This is a genomic window from Neobacillus canaveralius, assembly GCF_047237705.1.
GTDB lineage: Bacteria > Bacillota > Bacilli > Bacillales > Cytobacillaceae > Neobacillus > Neobacillus niacini_K.
Map to the genome: position 1 here is coordinate 4,218,685 of NZ_JBDFLL010000001.1, position 19,873 is coordinate 4,238,557.

General features: G+C 39.9%; 13 protein-coding genes. All 13 read right to left on the bottom strand.

All coding sequences use genetic code 11. From position 1 onward, the window contains the following. Positions 1 to 41 precede the first annotated feature (41 nt). The 13 genes from ABC255_RS20825 to ABC255_RS20885 all read right to left on the bottom strand — a co-directional run bounded on the left by ABC255_RS20825 (position 42) and on the right by ABC255_RS20885 (position 19,873). Positions 42 to 1,598: an MFS transporter gene (locus ABC255_RS20825; protein WP_412996534.1), complete on the bottom strand. Its 1,557-nt coding sequence runs from the start codon at positions 1,596 to 1,598 to the stop codon at positions 42 to 44. Positions 1,599 to 1,660: 62 nt separating this feature from the next. Then, positions 1,661 to 3,643, bottom strand: coding sequence for an alpha-amylase family protein (locus ABC255_RS20830; RefSeq protein WP_412996536.1), 1,983 nt, complete (start codon positions 3,641 to 3,643; stop codon positions 1,661 to 1,663). A 38-nt stretch (positions 3,644 to 3,681) separates the two neighbouring features. After that, positions 3,682 to 4,680 (bottom strand): D-2-hydroxyacid dehydrogenase, encoded by a 999-nt coding sequence (locus ABC255_RS20835; RefSeq protein ID WP_412996538.1) that lies wholly within the window; start codon positions 4,678 to 4,680, stop codon positions 3,682 to 3,684. A 125-nt stretch (positions 4,681 to 4,805) separates the two neighbouring features. Beyond that, on the bottom strand, positions 4,806 to 5,978 hold the full coding sequence (locus ABC255_RS20840; protein WP_412996540.1) for a glycerate kinase: 1,173 nt from the start codon (positions 5,976 to 5,978) through the stop codon (positions 4,806 to 4,808). Positions 5,979 to 6,124: 146 nt separating this feature from the next. Further along, positions 6,125 to 7,279 (bottom strand): CdaR family transcriptional regulator, encoded by a 1,155-nt coding sequence (locus ABC255_RS20845; RefSeq protein WP_412996541.1) that lies wholly within the window; start codon positions 7,277 to 7,279, stop codon positions 6,125 to 6,127. 288 nt (positions 7,280 to 7,567) lie between these two features. Continuing rightward, positions 7,568 to 8,350 (bottom strand): fumarylacetoacetate hydrolase family protein, encoded by a 783-nt coding sequence (locus ABC255_RS20850; protein ID WP_412996543.1) that lies wholly within the window; start codon positions 8,348 to 8,350, stop codon positions 7,568 to 7,570. A gap of 4 nt (positions 8,351 to 8,354) precedes the next feature. Next, the gene (locus ABC255_RS20855; protein ID WP_412996545.1) at positions 8,355 to 9,566 is read right to left on the bottom strand and encodes an NAD(P)-dependent malic enzyme; all 1,212 of its coding nucleotides are present in this window, start codon (positions 9,564 to 9,566) and stop codon (positions 8,355 to 8,357) included. A 151-nt stretch (positions 9,567 to 9,717) separates the two neighbouring features. Next, complete coding sequence (locus ABC255_RS20860; protein ID WP_412996547.1) at positions 9,718 to 11,907, bottom strand: malate synthase G; 2,190 nt, start codon at positions 11,905 to 11,907, stop codon at positions 9,718 to 9,720. 63 nt (positions 11,908 to 11,970) lie between these two features. Beyond that, on the bottom strand, positions 11,971 to 13,437 hold the full coding sequence (locus ABC255_RS20865) for an FAD-linked oxidase C-terminal domain-containing protein (protein WP_412996549.1): 1,467 nt from the start codon (positions 13,435 to 13,437) through the stop codon (positions 11,971 to 11,973). Next, positions 13,438 to 14,790, bottom strand: a complete 1,353-nt coding sequence (locus ABC255_RS20870; RefSeq protein ID WP_412996551.1) for a (Fe-S)-binding protein — start codon at positions 14,788 to 14,790, stop codon at positions 13,438 to 13,440. Between the two features lie 2 nt (positions 14,791 to 14,792). Further along, positions 14,793 to 16,103, bottom strand: a complete 1,311-nt coding sequence (locus ABC255_RS20875; protein ID WP_412996553.1) for an FAD-binding oxidoreductase — start codon at positions 16,101 to 16,103, stop codon at positions 14,793 to 14,795. A gap of 237 nt (positions 16,104 to 16,340) precedes the next feature. Then, entirely contained in the window at positions 16,341 to 18,143 is a 1,803-nt protein-coding gene (locus ABC255_RS20880) for an ABC transporter ATP-binding protein (protein ID WP_412996555.1), read from the bottom strand. After that, positions 18,140 to 19,873, bottom strand: a complete 1,734-nt coding sequence (locus ABC255_RS20885; protein WP_412996557.1) for an ABC transporter ATP-binding protein — start codon at positions 19,871 to 19,873, stop codon at positions 18,140 to 18,142. Before ABC255_RS20885 ends, ABC255_RS20880 begins: the two co-directional genes overlap by 4 nt.

The window sequence follows — 19,873 nt, forward strand, 5'->3', positions numbered from 1 at the left end:
CACAAGGATTGCATATGTTTATTCTATAAAGAACTTAACAGTTATCCACTAATCTCTTTACTGGTATTTGAACCTAATTTCAGAGTTGGACCTTGCCTGTAATCTTGGTTATTACGTTGCACCTCTTCCATCATCTCTTTGTCTAACGGATACCACTTCAGCGCAATAAGGGAGATAATATATCCAATAATCGGTAACCCCATCCACAAGAACATCCCTACCCAAAAGACTGCTGGAGTAGAAGGATCTCCAGGCTGTGGCTGTACTTTGACATAACCAATTGCCGCGATGGTGACGGCAACGATGGTTGTTGCAAAAGATGAGATCGCTTTATCTAAAAATGCATAGACTGCAGCTACTGTTCCAGGCATATAGTTTCCGGTCTTGTAAAACTCATAGTCGGTAATATCCGGTTTCAAAGCTTGTGTACACGCGGCAGTTGCTATCATAGTTGCATGGAAAGCAACATATAGGATGACGAATATAACTGTTGGAACAGTTGCAACACTAATTTGTTTCGGATCGATAGTCATCATGAAAATAATCATAGCAACAGCAGTAAACATAGAGATGATTGTCCATTTAATCAGGGACTTTTTTGTACCGTTTTTACCAGCCATATGGGTCACGTAGAATAGAACCAACAAAGTCGGTATCACGTCCATCAATTTGAACATACCGTAAAATTCATAGTGTCCAATGATAATACCAAAAATGATAGTGGAAATAACAGCCTGTCCAGCAGCCTGCTGTGCAAGTTTATCACTGGATCCGGAAATAATTAAAACCTGCAGCGCCCGGTTATTTCTAAGTAACGACCACGCATCTTTATAATTGATACGTTTGCCACTGGCTTTTTTGGGGAAATTTTCCGGTTTATCTTTTTCACTGATTGCAAGAAAAGCTATAATTTGTAAAACAAGAGATACTACTACAAAAGTAATACAAAGTTCCTGCAGGAGCTCAGTAGTAATCCCCCCATATTTTGGAAACAGAATTGTTGAGTTATAAAAGCTTAAAAGAGAAGCAAGTATTGTTGTATATGTCAGTGACCATCGGTAAATCTTTGGACGCTGCTCGGGATCGTTTGTTAAAACTGTATTACCTGTATTGGTTGCAATGCCACTCAGCGTAGAACCAATATAATAAATCAAAGTCATAATGGTATAAAATACGAGTCCCTGACCGATTCCCCATACAAACAAAGTTAATACTGATAGAATTTGGATGATAAAACCTGTCAACATTATAATTCGGATTTTCCCGAATTTTGTATCCATACGATCAGTGATTACTGCTATTAATGGATCAGTAACACCATCAAAGATTCTGGAATAGGAGGCAATTAAACCTGCCGTTGCAACTGCAAGACCGTACCCTCCCACTGCAATATAGCTGCTAAACATCACCAATATGCCCATAAGACTGTTAATACTTGTGTTTCCAGGCCACAGCAAAATCTGCCAGGTTTTTGCACGATTGTATTGAATCGTAGAATTCTCCCCCATGACAATTCCCCCTAAATTTTTCATAAAAATGGTTTCTGTTGGACATTGCTGCATTATTTTACTAATGATAATAACTACTATTAAAAACACTGGGCATTGGGATACGAACAAAAAAATTTCTACCTTGACATTCGTTTTCTCTTTACAAGCATTTATGAGAGAACGATAGCTTCATATTCATTCAGCACATCCAAATTGATGGTTAAATATCCATCTCTATATCGATATTCAACGTGCCCGCCTCGTAATGTTTCAATTAAAGCGCTTTCCTTTTGGACTTTTAGACATAGAGTAATATTTTGAATAGGTACCGGGCTAAAATAGCTATTCGCAAAACATCCTGAATTATTGACAAGCTGAATAATTTGTTTTTTCTCATTTCTACAAATATTGACTTCTACCATAGGAGTAAGTCCCGGAGCTAGCTCCTCTATTCCACATAAAGAAAACAATATATCCTGCATCATGTTCAGCGTATTCTGGTAGCCCTCCTGACGATAGAAGGAACCGATCTGCCAAGGAATGTAGACCCCACGTCCCTTGTGATACTTCGATACTAGAATTCCCGGCTCTTGCGTAACCTCATTAAAATAACAACGCTCTGGTGGCCCAAAGGGATGTTCTGGTATCAACTGTAAATATTTCTGTACGGTATCTTTCGGTTGAACACTTACCAAATTTGGTCCAGGTGCAATAAATGGCGTTTGCTTGCAGCGTGGGAACAGCTCTTTTTCTGCCTCCGGGATTTCAAATATCGAAGACATTAGTCCATTTTGGATCTCTTTGACCTTTTCAATACCAAGACAATTTAACGCCATACCGCTGCGCACTCTAAATTGGTCATCATATAGACCCGTTTCTCCTGTAGCAATGACCGTCCCGCCATTTGCAGCAAAATTATCAAGTATCTGAGCCTGCTGGTCCGAGAGGAACTTCATATCCCCGAGTACTACAATCTCTTTACCATTAAGCTGATCCAGGTCTGTCAACTCCATAAGCCGCAGCTCATCAAAGGGGATATGACTTTCTGTAAGTGCCCGGATCCATCCATATACTTCAGGATCGTTCTGCCACATTGCCTTTCTCATGACAACAACCTTCGCCATCGATTCAAGACTGCTAAAAAGCTTTTCATGTTCTTTGTGGAACTGAAATACCTTTTTGGTAGCTTCATAGCTTGAAGTGTCTGGATGGTTATCAAGTCTGCCCATGATATACAAACTAAGACTGCCAGCATTTGCCAAGTTTTGCCACTGGCGAAGTTCCATTAATGCGGGCGATACGGAAACATGCCGGTACCGGAAACCCATAAAATCAACACTGGCATTATCGGTAGGACGGGTACGTGACGGACCGCTAATCAACCTAGAATTTGACGAAGCGCTATACTGCCATTGGGGTCTTCCTATATCAGTATTGGACTCACATCGGATATAATCCAATCCGTTGACAGCGATTTCAGGACTAATCCCCTTCAACAAATGGTGCAGACGCTCTTTATGCTCTTTCTCACAATTCGTTTTGAATAGCATATATTTTTTATACACAGGGTCTTGCGGATCGTCCTTTTCTGGAAGTTCTAGGCCGTATTGCTCTTTAAACTTGCGCTGGCAGTTCTCACAATGGCAAGGTCCATGATAGGTACGGCTATAATCCACTACAAGAAATCCACTCATATTGCAGAACACCCCGTCAAAGGGATGTGTGGTGAGCACTTCTTTTAGAATATCGAACATATATTTCTGCTGATAATCACCGTTGGGGCAGGTGTGTACATCTCCGTTGTAGTTGACGATTTTTCCCTCTCTCGTTCGATAAGCCCAATCTGGATGCTGTTCATAGACTGAGTAACGAATTTTGGAGAAATCCGTTCTAGCGATTACCCGGATTCCCTCCTTATGACACTCTTCTATAATCTTGTTAAGGTTATCACCATTCAGATATTCACTTCTTGGATGAAATGGCAGCTCCGAATCATAGCTGGCGATGATTCCGGCAGCATTAAGCAATACCACAGTCGCACCGAATTCTTTCAGCTCCTTCGCATAACTGACAGCGTTAATATCTTCCATATCAGTCTCTCTAAAATTTGTCTGGATCATCCTCCAAGGATATCCATTCCACCAATGTTTCATCTTCATCCTCCTAATCATTTTTCAAGTTATAGTGGGTATCAGCCCTTGACTTTGTCCTTTGTGTAAATACTCCTTTGTGAGAGACGGTTGACGAAACCGCAGCCTTTACGGTAAGCTTCGATATTTTGAAAAACGTATTCCAATGCGCGCTCTTCCCTGTCTGGCAGACGCGGCGTAATATGTGGAGTAATAATAACATTCTCCAAATCCCAAAGAGGACTTTCCTTAGGGAGAGGCTCCACTTCAAAGGTATCGAGGCCGGCACCGGCAATTCTTCCACTCTGGAGAGCCTCAATCATCACTGGTTCATCGATAAGCTCCCCTCGGCCCATGTTAATTACAAATGCTGACGGCTTCATCCAATCAAACTTTTGCTTACCAAGAATGTGCCAAGTATCATCGTTAAGTTCCGCGCACAATACCACATAATCAGCGGCTTCAAAAAGTGACTGAAGGCTGTCCTGCCGTTCAGAGGAATAAACCACGTCTACATTTTCAGGCACTTCAGTAGAGCGTCTCCATCCAAGTACCTTCATGTCAAACATTTTTGCTAGTCTTGCCACCTCTAATCCTGTCTTTCCCAGACCAAGAACCCCGATTGTTTTACCATACATACCGGTTTTGTAGGAGTACTCTCGGGTTGCAGCCCACCGGTGCTCTTGCTTAGCTTTCATGAGCAGCGGAAGCTCGTAGGTCAATGTAAGCATGAACATCAAAGCATGTTCCGCAAGAGCAGGGGCAGAACGCCCTGATGAACTTGTAAGAATAATTCCCCGTTCAAAAATTTCCGGTCTGGCAGACTTGTCTAAACCTGCTCGACAGCAGTGGATCCAGCGCAACTTTTGCCCAGTGAGAATTAAATCATCCACATCACTATTTAAGATCGCAACATCCACTTTCTGAATGGTATCAGCTATAATCTCTGTATCATTTGGTTTGCAAAACACCACCTCAGCAGGTTGAAGTGCATTGCGAAGCTTTTCCTGATTTTCGGGTGTCAGATACGTTGTTACAAGTACAGAATGTATTTCTGGCATAGAAAAATTTCCTCCTTATTTTTCTGTCCTATCAATAATGTGAGACTTGATAGCATTGAAGTTGAACGATTTAATATCAAATGATTTTCAGAATAAGAGGACTCGAAACCGATTCTGGAATCTGATCAGCAGTGCATTCGTGTCTGTTGAAATCTTTGTCGCGCTCGTTCTTCACTTATCTCTTTTAGAAATCGAGCAATGTTTCTGGCCTCATTCGCTAAAAGAACTTCGGCATTATTCATACATTCTTCTAATGTAATTGGACCAGTTGCAATAGAATGACAGCTCATGAAATGATCATACAAACCTTCGTACCCTTTTCCAAGGCTCCCAGAGAGAAGGATCGTCTTTATTTTTTCCTCTTTTGCGAGTTTTGCTACGAAAGAAGGCACTTTTCCGAATAATGTTTGGTGGTCACTTTGCCCTTCACCTGTTATAGCAAAATCGGCATCCTTCATCTTATTTTTCAAGTTTGTGGCATCTGCAATGATTCTAGAACCAGATTCAATCTTTGCGTTCAATAATAGAAAAGCAAATCCAAGTCCTCCGGCGGCACCAGCACCCGGATGTTTTTGAGCATTTATCCCAAGATGATTTTCTATTAAACTTGCATATCGGTGCATTGCTTGATCATACTCTTCCAAATGCTCCTCCCTGACACCTTTTTGTGGTCCGAATATATATGTAGCACCGTTTTTACCACATAAAGGACTATCAACGTCACTTGCGATTGTAAAACGGCAATCATGAATAATAGGATCTAAGGTTGTGAAATTAACCTTTTTCACTTTGTAAATAGATTTGCCAAAAGGAGGCACCTCTTTATTATTTGCATCTAAAAATTTTACACCTAGTGCCTGAAGCATACCTAGACCGCCATCATTGGTGGAACTTCCTCCTAGGCAAACAATAAATTCACGGTATCCATCCTTTGCTACTTTCAGAATCACTTCACCAATGCCATATGTGGACGTATACAACGGATCCCGCTTATCAAGCGGAACCATTGTCAACCCTGCAATCGCAGCAATTTCAATGACAACTGTTTTTCCATCTCCCAAGACACCATATTCAGTAGTGGCCTGTTCCTTTAGCGGATTTGAAGATACAATTGACAAGCGTTTTCCTTTAGTCGCATATACTAACGTCTCAAGGGTCCCCTCACCTCCATCAGCCATTGGATTCATTTCTACCTGTACATCCGGAATTTCGTTTACAAGTGCTTCTTGAATAATCTTTCCTACCTGCAAAGCTCTCAAACTCCCTTTAAATGAGTCAGGAGCAACCACTATTTTCATATTCCCACCTTTTTCTGAATTTTTTGTACACTCTTATTAAACTATATTTATGTTCTAGAAACATCGGCAAATTAACCAAAAAAATGTGGAATAATATCGAAAAAGATTGGGCAATTGCACATTCATAATTTTTTCCAGCTGTTAAGCTATTTATCAACTAGCTGATCTATTGTCATTAAAAAGTGAAGGATCATTAAATCTTGAAAACTTTTTGGATCTAATCCTGTTTGCTTTGCAATTGCATCCAGTCTATATATTAGCGTGTTTCGATGAATGTGTAATTTTTCAGCGGTAATTTTCATATTTAAATTCGTATCTATTAATTGCTTTAACGTGTGTTTTTGCTCATTAGTGAGTTTCACACCATCCTCCAAATATTGGTCATGGAAGCTCATTAATATGTCAGTTGACACATGGTTAATTAAATTTTTAATCCCCCATTCTGAAATATGAGCGACATTTTCTTTCAATGGAAACCTATTTAATAACTGTAAACTATTATTTGCTTCTAGATATGATTTTCTATATCCCGTAATACCCGTATAACCATTTCCAACTCCAATTTTCATTTGTGTTTTTATGGCGGGAAATAGATCTTTTATGAATCTAGCGACAGATAGATAACTATTTCGTTTCATTGAATGAACTGCAATTAAACAACAGCTCCCCTCTATAAATGCAGAAAAAACGATATTCGAAATGGCAGCTCTTATTTTTTTCATTCGATCATCTCTTATTTGTTGATAACTCATATTGACTTCGAAATCGGTACTAACAGCTTTTAAATCCTCATACTTTACTAGAAAGATGGTTACCTCTTGCTCAAAATCAATATTTAAATAGTGAATCGCATCAGATGTTAATTTTTCCATGTCTACTTGTGTTGGATGAACGAAATTCTTGACCCAATTTTCTACTATTTTATTCTGATATTGTAATTGGTTATTTAATTCCATCTGACCAATCATCACTTCGACTGTCACCTTTAGTATTTGTCCAAATTTCCAGACATCATCTGGATGACCAGTAATACCAATGACACCAATGACTGTGTCTCGATACTCTACAGGCAGATTAACACCTGATTTAGCTCCTTGGTACTGGTCTGCATTTTCCGGGTAAATAACAATTTCCCTTTTTGATTTTATAACCTCAACTGCACCATGATGGATCTGATGCAGCCTTTCTCTATCTCTACTTGCAACAATAATCCCATTCTCGTTCATAATATTAATATTATAATCTACTAACTTTTTTAATTTATCTATGATTGGATAGGCTAAATCTGAAGTAATAATCAATAGGAAACCTCCTTTCACAGTATTCAAACTAATAACAAATTCCTCTTAGTAAACGCTTTCATATTGCACCTCAATGACCAATTGAAACTATATCCCTCTCTTTATTGCAGCTGCTATAATTTTTATTTTTTATGATAGAACAATCTAAGTAGCAGGTATTGTAATTTGGTACCGTTTTTAGGACAAAAATAATATTTTTTGATCTTTCAAAAAAAAAACAGTTGGCTGATATATTGTACATACCAGCCAAATGTTTATTTTTCAGCTTATTCTTCTATCAAAAACAGGTTATGAAAATGAATTTACATGTTCTTTTTCCAATACGAAGGAATTACGTAATGTTCCAATCTCTTTGATTTGACATTCTATGATATCCCCGGCACCTACAAACTCTGCCCCCAATGGACTGCCTGTCAGAATTACATCTCCAGGTTTAAGGGTCATGACTTTTGTCAGATAGGACACCATTGTGCGGATCGGAAAAATCATTAACTCCGTTCCACTATTTTGCTTCTCCACACCATTCAATTTAGCTTCGACATTTACTGTGAAAGGATCAAGTTCTGTTTCAATCACAGGTCCGAGTGGTGTGAAGGTATCAAAAGATTTACCAATTGTCCAATGCCCGTCCTGATGGAAAAATTGAGGTGCTGTCACGTCGTTTGCAACTGTGTATCCGAAAACATAATCCAATACTTCTGACTCGGGTACATTTTTTGCTTCTTTGCCAATTACAATGGCTAACTCAGATTCGAACTTTACTTTGTCGATCCCCTCCGGAATCAGGATCTCTTCTTCAGGCCCAATAACAGATGAGGCAGGCTTAAAGAAGAAAACCGGAATTTTTGGAAGCTCGGAAGGCAGGTCTTCAATCTTGGAAACATAGTTAGCGCCAATACCAATGATTTGATTGGGCACTAAAGGAGCTCTTAGTGTCACGTCAGCGACAGCCAATGTTTTACCGGTATATTGCCAATCGCCAAAGATATCTCCATTAATTTCTTGGATGGCATTATCCTTCAATATACCTGTGTAAACAGCTGAACCATGTGTATATCTAATAAATTTCATTTTACTAATTCCTCTCAATTAGTTTTTCTTGGTCCATTTTCTTACGTGCTACTCCCGTTATGATGGCGGCTTCTGCAACAGCAGTGGTTACTGCTTCTGAGACTCTTTTATCAAAAGGATGAGGAATCACATATTCGGGGGTAAGTTCTTCCAAAGTGATTAAATTTGCAATCGCATAAACCGCAGCCACCTTCATTTCTTCATTTATTTCAGATGCATGAACCATCAGTGCACCCTTAAAAATACCCGGGAATGCCAGCACATTATTCACCTGGTTCGGTAAATCGGAGCGCCCGGTTCCCACCACTAGGGCTCCGGCTTCCAATGCTTCTTCCGGCATAATTTCCGGGATTGGGTTTGCCATCGCAAAAATAATTGCATCCCTATTCATGGACCTAACCATCTCCTGTGTCACGGCTCCGGCAGCAGATACACCGATGAATACGTCTGCTCCTTTCAACACTTCCGATAAATCCCCTTGAATACAGCCTTTATTTGACACTTTGGCAATACCATCTTTGATCGAATTCATTCCTTCATAGCGGCCCTTATAGATTGCACCCTTTGTATCACACAAGATAATATCGCATACACCCATACTTAAAAGTAAGTTTGTAATTGCGATTCCTGCCGCACCAGCACCATTGACTACTATTCTCGTATCTCCGAGGCGTTTGCTAACAACCTTCAGCGCGTTAATCAGTCCCGCTGCCGTGACGATTGCTGTCCCGTGCTGATCATCATGGAAAACCGGGATATTCATTTCTTTTTTTAGTCTTTCTTCAATGAGAAAACAATTAGGTGCTGCAATGTCTTCCAAGTTAATTCCGCCAAAAGTCGGTTCCAGCATTTTTACTGCCTGAATTATTTGCTCCACATCATTTGTGTCCAAGCAGATTGGAAATGCGTCGACATCGGCGAAGGCCTTAAATAAGGCGGCTTTACCTTCCATTACAGGCATCGCAGCCCCTGGACCAATGTTCCCGAGACCCAATACGGCTGAACCATCCGACACAACCGCAACAAGATTTCCTTTCATCGTATAATCATAAACTTTGTCAGGATTCTCATAGATTTCTTTACAAGGCTCTGCTACCCCCGGTGAATAAGCCAAACTTAAATCATAGGCATTTTCTACTGGCACCTTAACATTGACATTTATTTTCCCCTGTGACTGCTTGTGAAGATCGAGAGAAGTTTCTCTTAAGTTTCTCATTGCCTCAAAACCTCCATTTATATTTTCCAATTTACTAGAATAGTGTTGAAACCGGTGGTTCTCAGGCTCGGTGCAGTCTCTTATTTCAACAAATAGGGATGATATTGTTTCCAGGGCATACTCATTACTAGAATGGCCCGGACCAGCCCCACTAAGACATTATTGTTTTATAAGCAAACTTTGCCTTTGCTTCAATACGTCTACGGTGAAGAATAGGCTCGGTATATCCATTAGGCTGGTCATAACCTTCAAAAATCAAGTCACAAGCGGCCTGAAATGCAATCGAATCACCATAGTTCGGTGCCATATTTCGATATAATGGATCTCCTGCATTTTGCTCATCTACCACTTTTGCCATGCGCTGTAATGTCTCAAGAATTTGCTCATTAGTACAAATACCGTGGTGAAGCCAGTTTGCCAAATGCTGGCTGGAAATCCGTAATGTCGCGCGGTCTTCCATTAGTCCCGTATTATTGATATCCAACACTTTAGAACAGCCGACTCCCTGGTCTACCCAGCGGACAACATATCCCAATAGCGTTTGGCAGTTATTATCAAGCTCTTCCTGAATTTCTTCAGGTGTCCATGAAGGATCTTGAGCTATCGGGAATTGAAGGATGTCTTCTCGGAATTCACCAGTCTGGTGTAGTTTTTCATTTTGAACTTCTCTTACATTGACTTCATGATAGTGTAATGCGTGAAGTGTCGCAGCCGTAGGAGAAGGCACCCAAGCAGTATTGGCTCCGGTTTGGACGTGAGCCAATTTTTGCTTTAGCATTTCCGCCATAAGATCCGGCATGGCCCACATGCCTTTACCAATCTGAGCACGGCCCTTAAAACCGCTTGAGAGTCCTGTTATTACATTGGATTGTTCATAGCCATGGAGCCATTTGGAGGATTTCATTTCATTTTTACGAATCATTGGACCGGCCTCCATAGAGGAATGAATTTCATCGCCTGTTCTGTCAAGGAATCCCGTGTTAATAAAAACAATCCGATCTTTTACTTGTTTAATGCATGCCTTTAAATTTAAAGTGGTTCTGCGTTCTTCATCCATGACACCGATTTTAAGTGTATTGCGTTCAAGTCCTAGCAAATCCTCTACAGAGTCAAAAAGCTGATTTGCAAAAGCAACCTCTTCAGAACCATGCATTTTTGGTTTTACGATATATACTGAACCTTTCTCGGTGTTTTGGAATGGACCATTACCTAAAAGTGTATGTTTGGCAATAAGACTTGTAACAACTGCGTCCAAGATTCCTTCTTGAATTTCTTCGCCGTTAGGATCGAGAATGGCACTATTTGTCATCAAATGTCCAACATTACGGACAAATAGCAAGGATCGACCTTTTAAAGAGATTTCCTTTCCATCTGGTGTTAAATAGCGGCGGTCTGAATTTAAGGTCCGTTTTATCGTTTTATTACCCTTTTCAAAATTGGCTGAGAGCGTTCCCTTCATTAGGCCTAACCAGTTTTCATAAACCCGTACTTTGTCTTCAGCATCTACTGCTGCTACAGAGTCTTCACAATCCATGATGGTTGTAATGGCAGATTCAAGGATAACATCCTTTACACCTGCATTATCTGTTCTGCCAATGCGATGATTTCGGTCTATTTGGATTTCAAAGTGAAGTCCATTATTTTTTAATAGGATGGCCGATGGTTCTTCCTGAGTTCCCTGATATCCTACAAGCTTTGTTTCATCAACCAATGCAGTTGTGTTACCATTGCTTAGTGATACAATTAACCGCCCTTCTTTTATCGAATAGGACACAGCATCCTTATGCGCGGCCTCTTTTAATGCTGCTGCTTTGTCAAGGAAGTTTCTCGCAAACTCGATGACCTTTGCACCGCGAACAGGGTTGTAGCCTCCTTCACGTGCTGCTCCATCTTTTTCGCTGATAGCATCGGTTCCGTATAGGGCGTCATAAAGGCTTCCCCACCGGGCATTTGCTGCATTAATAGCGTAACGGGCATTATTTACTGGTACAACTAACTGCGGGCCTGCTTGCATGGTAATTTCGTCATCCACATTGGCGGTTGTAATCTCAAAATCTTCTACTTCTGGTTCAAGATAGCCAATTTCTTTTAAAAATGACTGATACGTTTCAAAGTCAAAGTTTTCTTTGTTTTCGAGATACCAGGTGTTCAATTTATTTTGATAATCATCGCGAAAGGCAAGCAGCTCCTTATTTTTTGGTGTTAAATCGATTATTAATGATTCAAAGCTGGACCAAAACTGATCGGCAGTAATTAAGGTTCCTGGAAGGGCTTTTGAATTAATAAATTCATAGAGTTCCTGAGCTACCTGAAGTTTTCCTTTTTTTACATAAGTGGTCATGTGATATTTCCTCCTTAAATGTGATTAATAGCAGTGTTCGAGACTAGTATGAAAAAAACTAGTTTAGAATGCAGCCGCAGATTCTTTATCTTTTAATTCCCTCTTGATCTCCACGCAGCGTCCTGGTGTCGGAAATAGTTTTCCGGCATTTAATAGGTTTCCGGGATTGAACACATCGCGGATATCGGTTTGGGCGCTAATTTCTTCATCTGTGAAGACAAAGCGCATTTCCTCTCTTTTCTCAATCCCAACACCATGCTCGCCGGTAATCGTTCCGCCTACATCCGCACATACCTGCAGACATGCACTGCCCGCTATCAGAGCCTTTTCACTTTGTCCAGGTTTTCTGGCATCGAAAAGCACTAACGGGTGAAGGTTTCCATCACCTGCATGAAAAATGTTTGCGATTCGCAGGCCTGTTTCTTCGCTGATTTGATTAATCCTTTTCAACACTTCAGGAAGCTTGCTCCGAGGAATTACACCATCCTGGACTAAATAATCTGGAGAAATAGCTCCCATCGCACCGAAACCAGTTTTCCGGTTTGCCCACCATCTGCCGCGCTCTGCCTCATCCTTTGCAGCTCTTACCTCTCGGACATTTCTTTTTAGGCAAACTTCTACTATTTGATTGATTTGCTCATCAAGGCCCGCTTCAATCCCATCCACTTCAATTAGGAGCACTGCTTCGATATTCTTTGGATGTCCCACCGGGAATGCTGCTGCTTCTACCCCTTCAATGGCCGTTTTATCCATCATTTCCAACGCGGCAGGCAAAATCCCTGCTGAAATAATATCGGAAACAGCCTGAGAGCCGTCTTCCACCTTATCGAAATATGCTAACACCGTTTTCTTCGATTCCGGGTTTTTCAATATACGAACCGTTATTTTCGTGACGATTCCCAAGGTCCCCTCAGAACCTGTCAATAGTCCTAGCAAATCATAGCCTGGTTCATCAAGAATGCCGTTTGCTCCAATTTCAATAATCTCGCCATTTGGCAGAACAACCTCCAGCCCAAGGATGTGGTTTGTTGTCACGCCATATTTTAAGCAGTGGGCCCCTCCCGCATTTTCAGCAACATTTCCACCAATGGTACAACAGTACTGGCTGGATGGATCTGGTGCGTAGTAGTATCCCTTATCAGAAATGGAATTCGTCAGTTTTAAATTAACGAACCCCGGCTCTACAATAGCACGTCGATTCTCAAAGTCGACACTTAATAGCTTCTTCATTCGGACTAGGCTAATGACTACCTCTCCATTTAAAGGGATTGCCCCGCCACTTAAGCCTGTTCCTGCTCCTCGGGCGAGGAATGGCAATTGATGATGGGTGCAATATTTAACCAAGGCAGAGACTTCCTCTGTGTTTTTTGGGAAAACAACGGCTTTTGGCAAATGCTTATGCAGTGTAAATCCATCGCAATCATAGGCGATAAGATCTTCCTTATGGTAGATGATCGAACGGGCATCCCCTACGATGTTTGCCAGATTCCTAATATGCTGATCGTTTGACTTGATTCCCTTGACTGGCATTTATTGTTCCCCCTTGCCGTCCTCTTTTTGATAAGCCCAATCCAACAGTTGTACGGTATGGACGATTTTTTGATTTCTTCCATGCTTTTGTACGCCCATTGCCATCTGAAGCATACATCCCGGGTTCCCCATTGAAATCATCTCAACATCCTCTGGAACATTTTGCATTTTGTTTTCAAGTACAGCAGAGGCCATTTCCGGGTTGGTAATATTGTAAATTCCTGCACTGCCGCAGCAACGGTCCGAATTCGGCATATGAACCATTTCCACACCAGGTATGTTAAGCAGCAAATCGCGCGGTTCCTTTCGTATCCCCTGTCCGTGTGCCAAATGGCAGGCATCATGATAGGTAATTCGTGTTTTTAATTCCGCTTTTGGTATTTCGTAACCAGTTTCATACAGGTATTTTGAAATATCCTCTACCTTTGCAGAAAACTCTTCCGCTTTTTGATGCCACTCGGGGTCATCATGGAATAATTCCGGATATTCTCTAAGGGCACATCCACAGCCAGCCGCATTGACGATTACCTTGTCAGTATCTTTAAATGCCTCAATATTCTGTTTTGCAAGCTTCCTTCCCATGTCGCGGTCCCCGGCATGGACATGCAGCGCTCCGCAGCAAGTTTGATTCTTCGGAATCTTCACGTCATTTCCATTACGGGTTAATACATTAATAGTTGCCTCATTAATATCACTGAACATCACATCCATGACACAACCTGTTAAGAATGCGACATCTCTCTTTGTTTCTCCCCTTGACTTAATGACTTTAACATCCTTATACTTTTTGCGCACCGGTTCTTTTACTTCCGGCATGATGGCTTCCATATCTACAAGATGCTGCGGCATGATATTAATCAGCTTAGACTTTCGTACGACCTTTTGCATGCCGCTTTTTTGATAGAATTTTAGAAGGCTTCCCAGTGCATTGAGCCGGTTTTGATGAGGGAAGAGACCTTGCAAGAACATTTTGCTAACGGTACCTTTCAGTCCTGTTAACGGCATAGCTTGACGAATTTGTCCCCGGGCTTCTTCAATCAGGCCGCCAACTTCCACATCTGCCGGACAGGCCGTTGTACAAGCCCGGCAATCAAGACAAGCGAAAACAGGGTCCATAAATTGTTCATTCACAGTAAGTCTTCCTTCTGCTACCGACTTAATCAAATGAACGCGTCCGCGCGGGGAATGCTGCTCCTGACCGGTAATCTCGTATGTAGGACATGATTCCAAACACATACCGCAATGAACACAATCTGCCCATTTGTTTTCATCTGGATGATCCTTCGAGAGAAAATTACTTAAGCCGGTGGTACATGCCGGATCTTTTTTTAGATCTGCTTCTTTCGTGCTCATCACTATATCCCTCCCACAAAACGTTTTGGATTGAGAACTTTATTTGGGTCAACCTTAGATTTAATTCCATTGAAAAGGAAGAAATGTGATGGTTTGTTACCCCAAGTATCTACTTCTTGTCTTAAGGAAAAAGGCAGATGTTTAATAACGGTGTACCCGCCAAGTTTTGTGGACAATTCTCTCAGTCGCTGAATAGCTGAAATGATATCCTCCTTTGCGCCTTTTAGATTTACTTGACATAAACCATGGCCTAATCCACCATGCGCTTCAACATCTAGGTTGTGAGAATCGATAAGTAGCTGACTTTCTTTTAATACGTGGATTACATCCATGTTTTTAACACCAATTTTCAAAGAAGTCTGGGTAAATTCTCTAGAGGAAATGAAAGAAACGAAATAAAAGTGGTTCCAAAACGATTGAGCTTCGTTTGCGTCAAGTATTTTTAAATCAGTATGATCTGGCTGAGTGCTTTGAATAAAGTTCTCTTGATAGCGTACGGATGTTTGTACATCCTCGAGTCCAATCGCTATCGTATAACAGCTATGGCCAGTTAATTTTCCTGCTAGTGCTGGACTAAGGAGTTCAAGTGTCACAGGTTCCATCGTAGAATCAAGCAGCTTTGTGGCATATGTCCGGATTTCTTCCATATTTCCTTGTGGGAAAAATAATAAAATCAAACTTTCATTTTTGGAGAGCGGACGGAGCTTTACGGTTACTTCCGATATAACCCCCAAGGTACCCATCGAACCGATAAATAATTTGTTCATGTCATAACCTGCTACATTTTTCACCACTCTTCCGCCTGACCGGATGATTTTTCCATCGGGGTATACAATTCTCAGGCCAATTACAACGTCTCTTGAAGAGCCATAGCCCAACCGCTTAGGACCGCTTTCGTTGGAAGCAATAATTCCCCCTATCGTTGCTGACTCCGGGGAGAATGGGTCAAGTGAAATTTTTTGATTAAACTTTGCCAAATACTCCTGCAATTCTTTAAAATTGGTTCCTGCCTTAACAGTTAACGTCATGTCACCGACACCATATTCGACAATGCCTTTATAGTTGGATAATGAAAGTAGAATATCTGCTGATTCCGTCAAACCGCCGAACCCTCTTTTAGTTCCATTTCCTTCAATGAATACTTTTTTACCGTTTTCATTGGCGTATTTCAGAATCGCTGAAATTTCTTCCTCTGATTGCGGATACACCTTCACCAAACCGCTATTTCCAAGAGGGTTATTTTTCTCCCCTTCGATAACTTGCTCAGATGATAAAATTACTTGTAATTCCGTGATCAGTTCTGTAGTGATCAATACGAACACCTCCATTGTTGCGTAATAAGCAACAGCGTTTCTGTTTTTGTGTAAAAAATATATTTTTTACTGACCCATATACCCGTTTCGATTCAATACACATTTATTGGCCTTGAAACAAATATAATATCTATCAATATGTAATGATTGTATTTTGGTAATATTTTTTGTGAATTATCAAAAATCTTTAAATGTTTAATAGTTCTAGTAATTCCATCTATTATTTGCTGTAACTGTTTAAAACTGACTATTATATAAGTCTGCATAAAAACCGTTTTCCTTCATTAGCTGCTGATGAGTCCCTTTTTCAATAATATCCCCTTGGTGCATGACTAATATCAAATCGGCATCTTTAATTGTTGATAAGCGGTGTGCTATTATGAAACTGGTTCGGTTTTTCATTAAATTGTTCATCGCTTTTTGAATTTTTAGTTCCGTTCGTGAATCCACGCTGCTGGTTGCTTCATCTAATATTAATATTTTTGGATCTGATATTATCGATCTAGCGATAGTTAAAAGTTGCTTTTGTCCATGAGATATATTGGAAGCATCTTGATATAACATGGTATTGTAACCTTCAGGCAGCTTTCGAATAAAGTCATCGGCATAAGCGGACTGAGCGGCAGCTATGATTTCCTCATCAGTCGCATTTTTTTTACCATAAGCAATATTTTCGCGAATCGTTCCGCTAAATAACCAAATGTCTTGAAGGACCATGGCAAATAAACTTCTTACTTGTTCTTGGGATAAATGTTTACTATCTATATGATCAATGAAAATCTTTCCATTATTAATCTCATAAAAACGCATGAGCAAATTGATTAAGGTTGTTTTCCCAGCTCCAGTTGGACCTACAATTGCAACTGTATGTCCTTCCTCAATTTGTAAATTGATATCTTCCATCAAAAGGGAATCCTTTTCATAACCGAAACTAACATGATCAAACGTTACTTGCCCCTTCATTTGATCCAGATCTATTTCTGCCTCCTTTTCTTTTTGTTCTTCTTCTTCATCTAGCAGGTCAAAAACACGTTCTGCAGAAGCTAATGCGTTTTGGATTAAGTTAGCAATACCTGCTACTTGCATCATAGGTCCGGTGATTTGTTTTGAATATTGAAGAAATGCTTGCACATTACCAATTAACATACTGCCGTTAAGAACGAAAACACCTCCGATAATACTGACAAACACAAAACCTATATTTCCAACGAAGTTCATTAAAGGGTTCATAATTCCTGAAATAAATTGTGCTTTTTGACTAACCTTATATAATGTTTTATTCATTTCATCAAATCGTTCAACTGATTTTTCCTCGTAACCGTATGCCTTTACCACATGATGACCTGTGAACATTTCTTCAACATAACCATTCACTTTTCCAAGGACTGCTTGCTGCTGTTTAAATAAGGGTTGAGAACGTGAGAAGATACATCTTATGATTAATACGCTTATTGGAACTGTAACAGCGATAACAATGGTCATTAAGGGACTTATTACAAGCATCATCACAATCATCCCTGTGACAGTTATAACTGAGCCAATAAATTGGGTTAAAGCCTGCTGAAAAGAATTGTTGATATTATCGATATCATTCACGGCTCTGCTTATTAAGTCACCTTTTGAATGCTGATCAAAGTATTTAATTGGTAATTTCGTGAATTTTTCGTTAACTTTTTTACGTAGTGCGGCCACAGCCCGTTGAGCAACTCCTGCCATTAAGTAAGACTGCAAAAACGAACATAACGAGGAAAATACATAGAGAAAGATTAATATGATAATAATCAAACCTAGATAACTAAAATGAACGGCGGTATCAGATGTTACACTTTTGAAAATAGAAGTAGTGGCATTTCCTAAAATAGCAGGACTAGACACATTAAATGCCGTGGATAAAGCAGTAAAAATACAAACAAAGAATAAGTTTTTGCGCTCCGGTTTTAAATAAATGGCTAAACGTACTAATGTTTTTTTTAGGTCTCTTGGTGTTTCGAAACTTTTTCGACGAGGAGAGAAAACAGTAATCTCATTATTGCTTTTCATGAAACGCCCTCCTCTATTTGTTGGGATGCCACAATTTCTTGATATACTGTATTGTTCCTTAATAGGTATTCATGTGTTCCGTGACCAACCATTTTCCCCTGGTCCAATACAATAATTTGATCTGCATCCATTATCGAACTGATCCGCTGACCCACCATTATTATGGTTGCGTCTAGTTTTTCCTTCAAACTTCTTCTTAATTTAGCATCTGTTTTATAATCCAAAGCAGAAAAACTATCGTCAAAAATATAAATTTCTGGTTTTCGAACAAGCGCACGTGCAATCGATAGCCGTTGCTTTTGTCCACCTGATAAATTGGATCCTGCTTGATGAAGTACGCTATGAATCCCTTTTTCTTTCAAATTGACAAAGTCAATTGCTTGAGCAATCGTCAGCGCTTCCAAGATTTCCTCTTCTGTAACATCGTTATTACTGAGGCGCAGATTTTCTACGATTGTGCCACTGAATAAAATTGCTTTTTGAGGAACATAGCCTATTTTTTCTCTTAATACACTCTCTGATATACTACGAACATTGATGCCATTGACTAAGATTTCTCCCTCCACGGGATCAAAAAAACGTAGAATAAGTTGAATTATTGTGGTTTTACCTGAACCTGTACCTCCAATAATGGCAGTGGTTTGACCTTGGCAAACTTCAAAAGATATGTTTTCAACGGCAGCTCTCTCTGCACCCTCATAACGATAGGTAACATTTTTTAATTGTATAAAGCCACTTTGACTTTTATTCCTGCCTGATTCCCTGGTTTCTATTGGACCCTTTACGGTTTCGACCACTTCTAAAACTTCACTTATTCGTTTTACAGATGCTAATGCACGCGGTAACTTCATAAATGCAATCGATAACATAATAAATGCCATAAATATCATTAATGCATACTGTAAAAATGCCATCATATTACCAACCATCATCGTTCCTTCATTAATTCTAATGGCACCAAACCAAACAATTGCAATATTAGTAAAGTTAATGATTAATTGCATAAAGGGGAATAATAAAGCCATTGTCTTATTGACCTTAATCCCCGTATCACGAAAGTCCTCATTAGCAATGTTGAACCGCTGTTTTTCATAATTTACCTGATTAAAGGCTCGAGTAACACGTATACCAGTTAGACTTTCTCTTATGACTAAATTCAATCGATCTGTCTTCTTTTGCAGAACCTCAAATAGCGGTATGGCTTTTTTCATAACACCAACAATTAGAAAGATTAATATCGGTAAAGCAGCGAGGAAAATTAAACTTAGTTTAGGTTCTCTGTTAATTGCTAGAATGATCCCGCCAATGAGCATTAGTGGCGCTCGAGTAGCGGTCCCTAAAATCATACTTACAACATCTTGTACTTGCTTACTATCATTTGTGGTTCTAGTAATAAGGGTTGCGGGGCCAAACCTTTCTAGAGTCTCTATTGGAAAATTTTCTACTTTGACAAACAATGCACGACGTAAATCTCGACCAAAGCCTGCAGCAACTTTGGAGGATAAATAAATACTTACTATCGTAACAGAAATTGTTAACATACTAAGGACAAGCATCCACACACCACTCTGGATGATATAAGGTAAATTTGAATCTGCAATCCCAATGTCAATCACATTAGCCATTAGTGTCGGAATATATAACTCAAATAAGGTACTCGCTAATGTTAATGTAATGATGGATGCGATCAACCATTTGTATGGTTTAATATACTTTAACATCGTAAACAT

Bases quoted from the DNA above. Each gene is read 5' to 3' on its own strand.
- ABC255_RS20885 (WP_412996557.1), bottom strand. From the start codon at position 19,873: ATGTTTACGATGTTAAAGTATATTAAACCATACAAATGGTTGATCGCA.
- ABC255_RS20870 (WP_412996551.1), bottom strand. From the start codon at position 14,790: ATGAGCACGAAAGAAGCAGATCTAAAAAAAGATCCGGCATGTACCACC.
- ABC255_RS20855 (WP_412996545.1), bottom strand. From the start codon at position 9,566: ATGAGAAACTTAAGAGAAACTTCTCTCGATCTTCACAAGCAGTCACAG.
- ABC255_RS20850 (WP_412996543.1), bottom strand. From the start codon at position 8,350: ATGAAATTTATTAGATATACACATGGTTCAGCTGTTTACACAGGTATA.
- ABC255_RS20830 (WP_412996536.1), bottom strand. From the start codon at position 3,643: ATGAAACATTGGTGGAATGGATATCCTTGGAGGATGATCCAGACAAAT.
- ABC255_RS20880 (WP_412996555.1), bottom strand. From the start codon at position 18,143: ATGAAAAGCAATAATGAGATTACTGTTTTCTCTCCTCGTCGAAAAAGT.
- ABC255_RS20865 (WP_412996549.1), bottom strand. From the start codon at position 13,437: ATGCCAGTCAAGGGAATCAAGTCAAACGATCAGCATATTAGGAATCTG.
- ABC255_RS20835 (WP_412996538.1), bottom strand. From the start codon at position 4,680: ATGCCAGAAATACATTCTGTACTTGTAACAACGTATCTGACACCCGAA.
- ABC255_RS20840 (WP_412996540.1), bottom strand. From the start codon at position 5,978: ATGAAAATAGTGGTTGCTCCTGACTCATTTAAAGGGAGTTTGAGAGCT.
- ABC255_RS20860 (WP_412996547.1), bottom strand. From the start codon at position 11,907: ATGACCACTTATGTAAAAAAAGGAAAACTTCAGGTAGCTCAGGAACTC.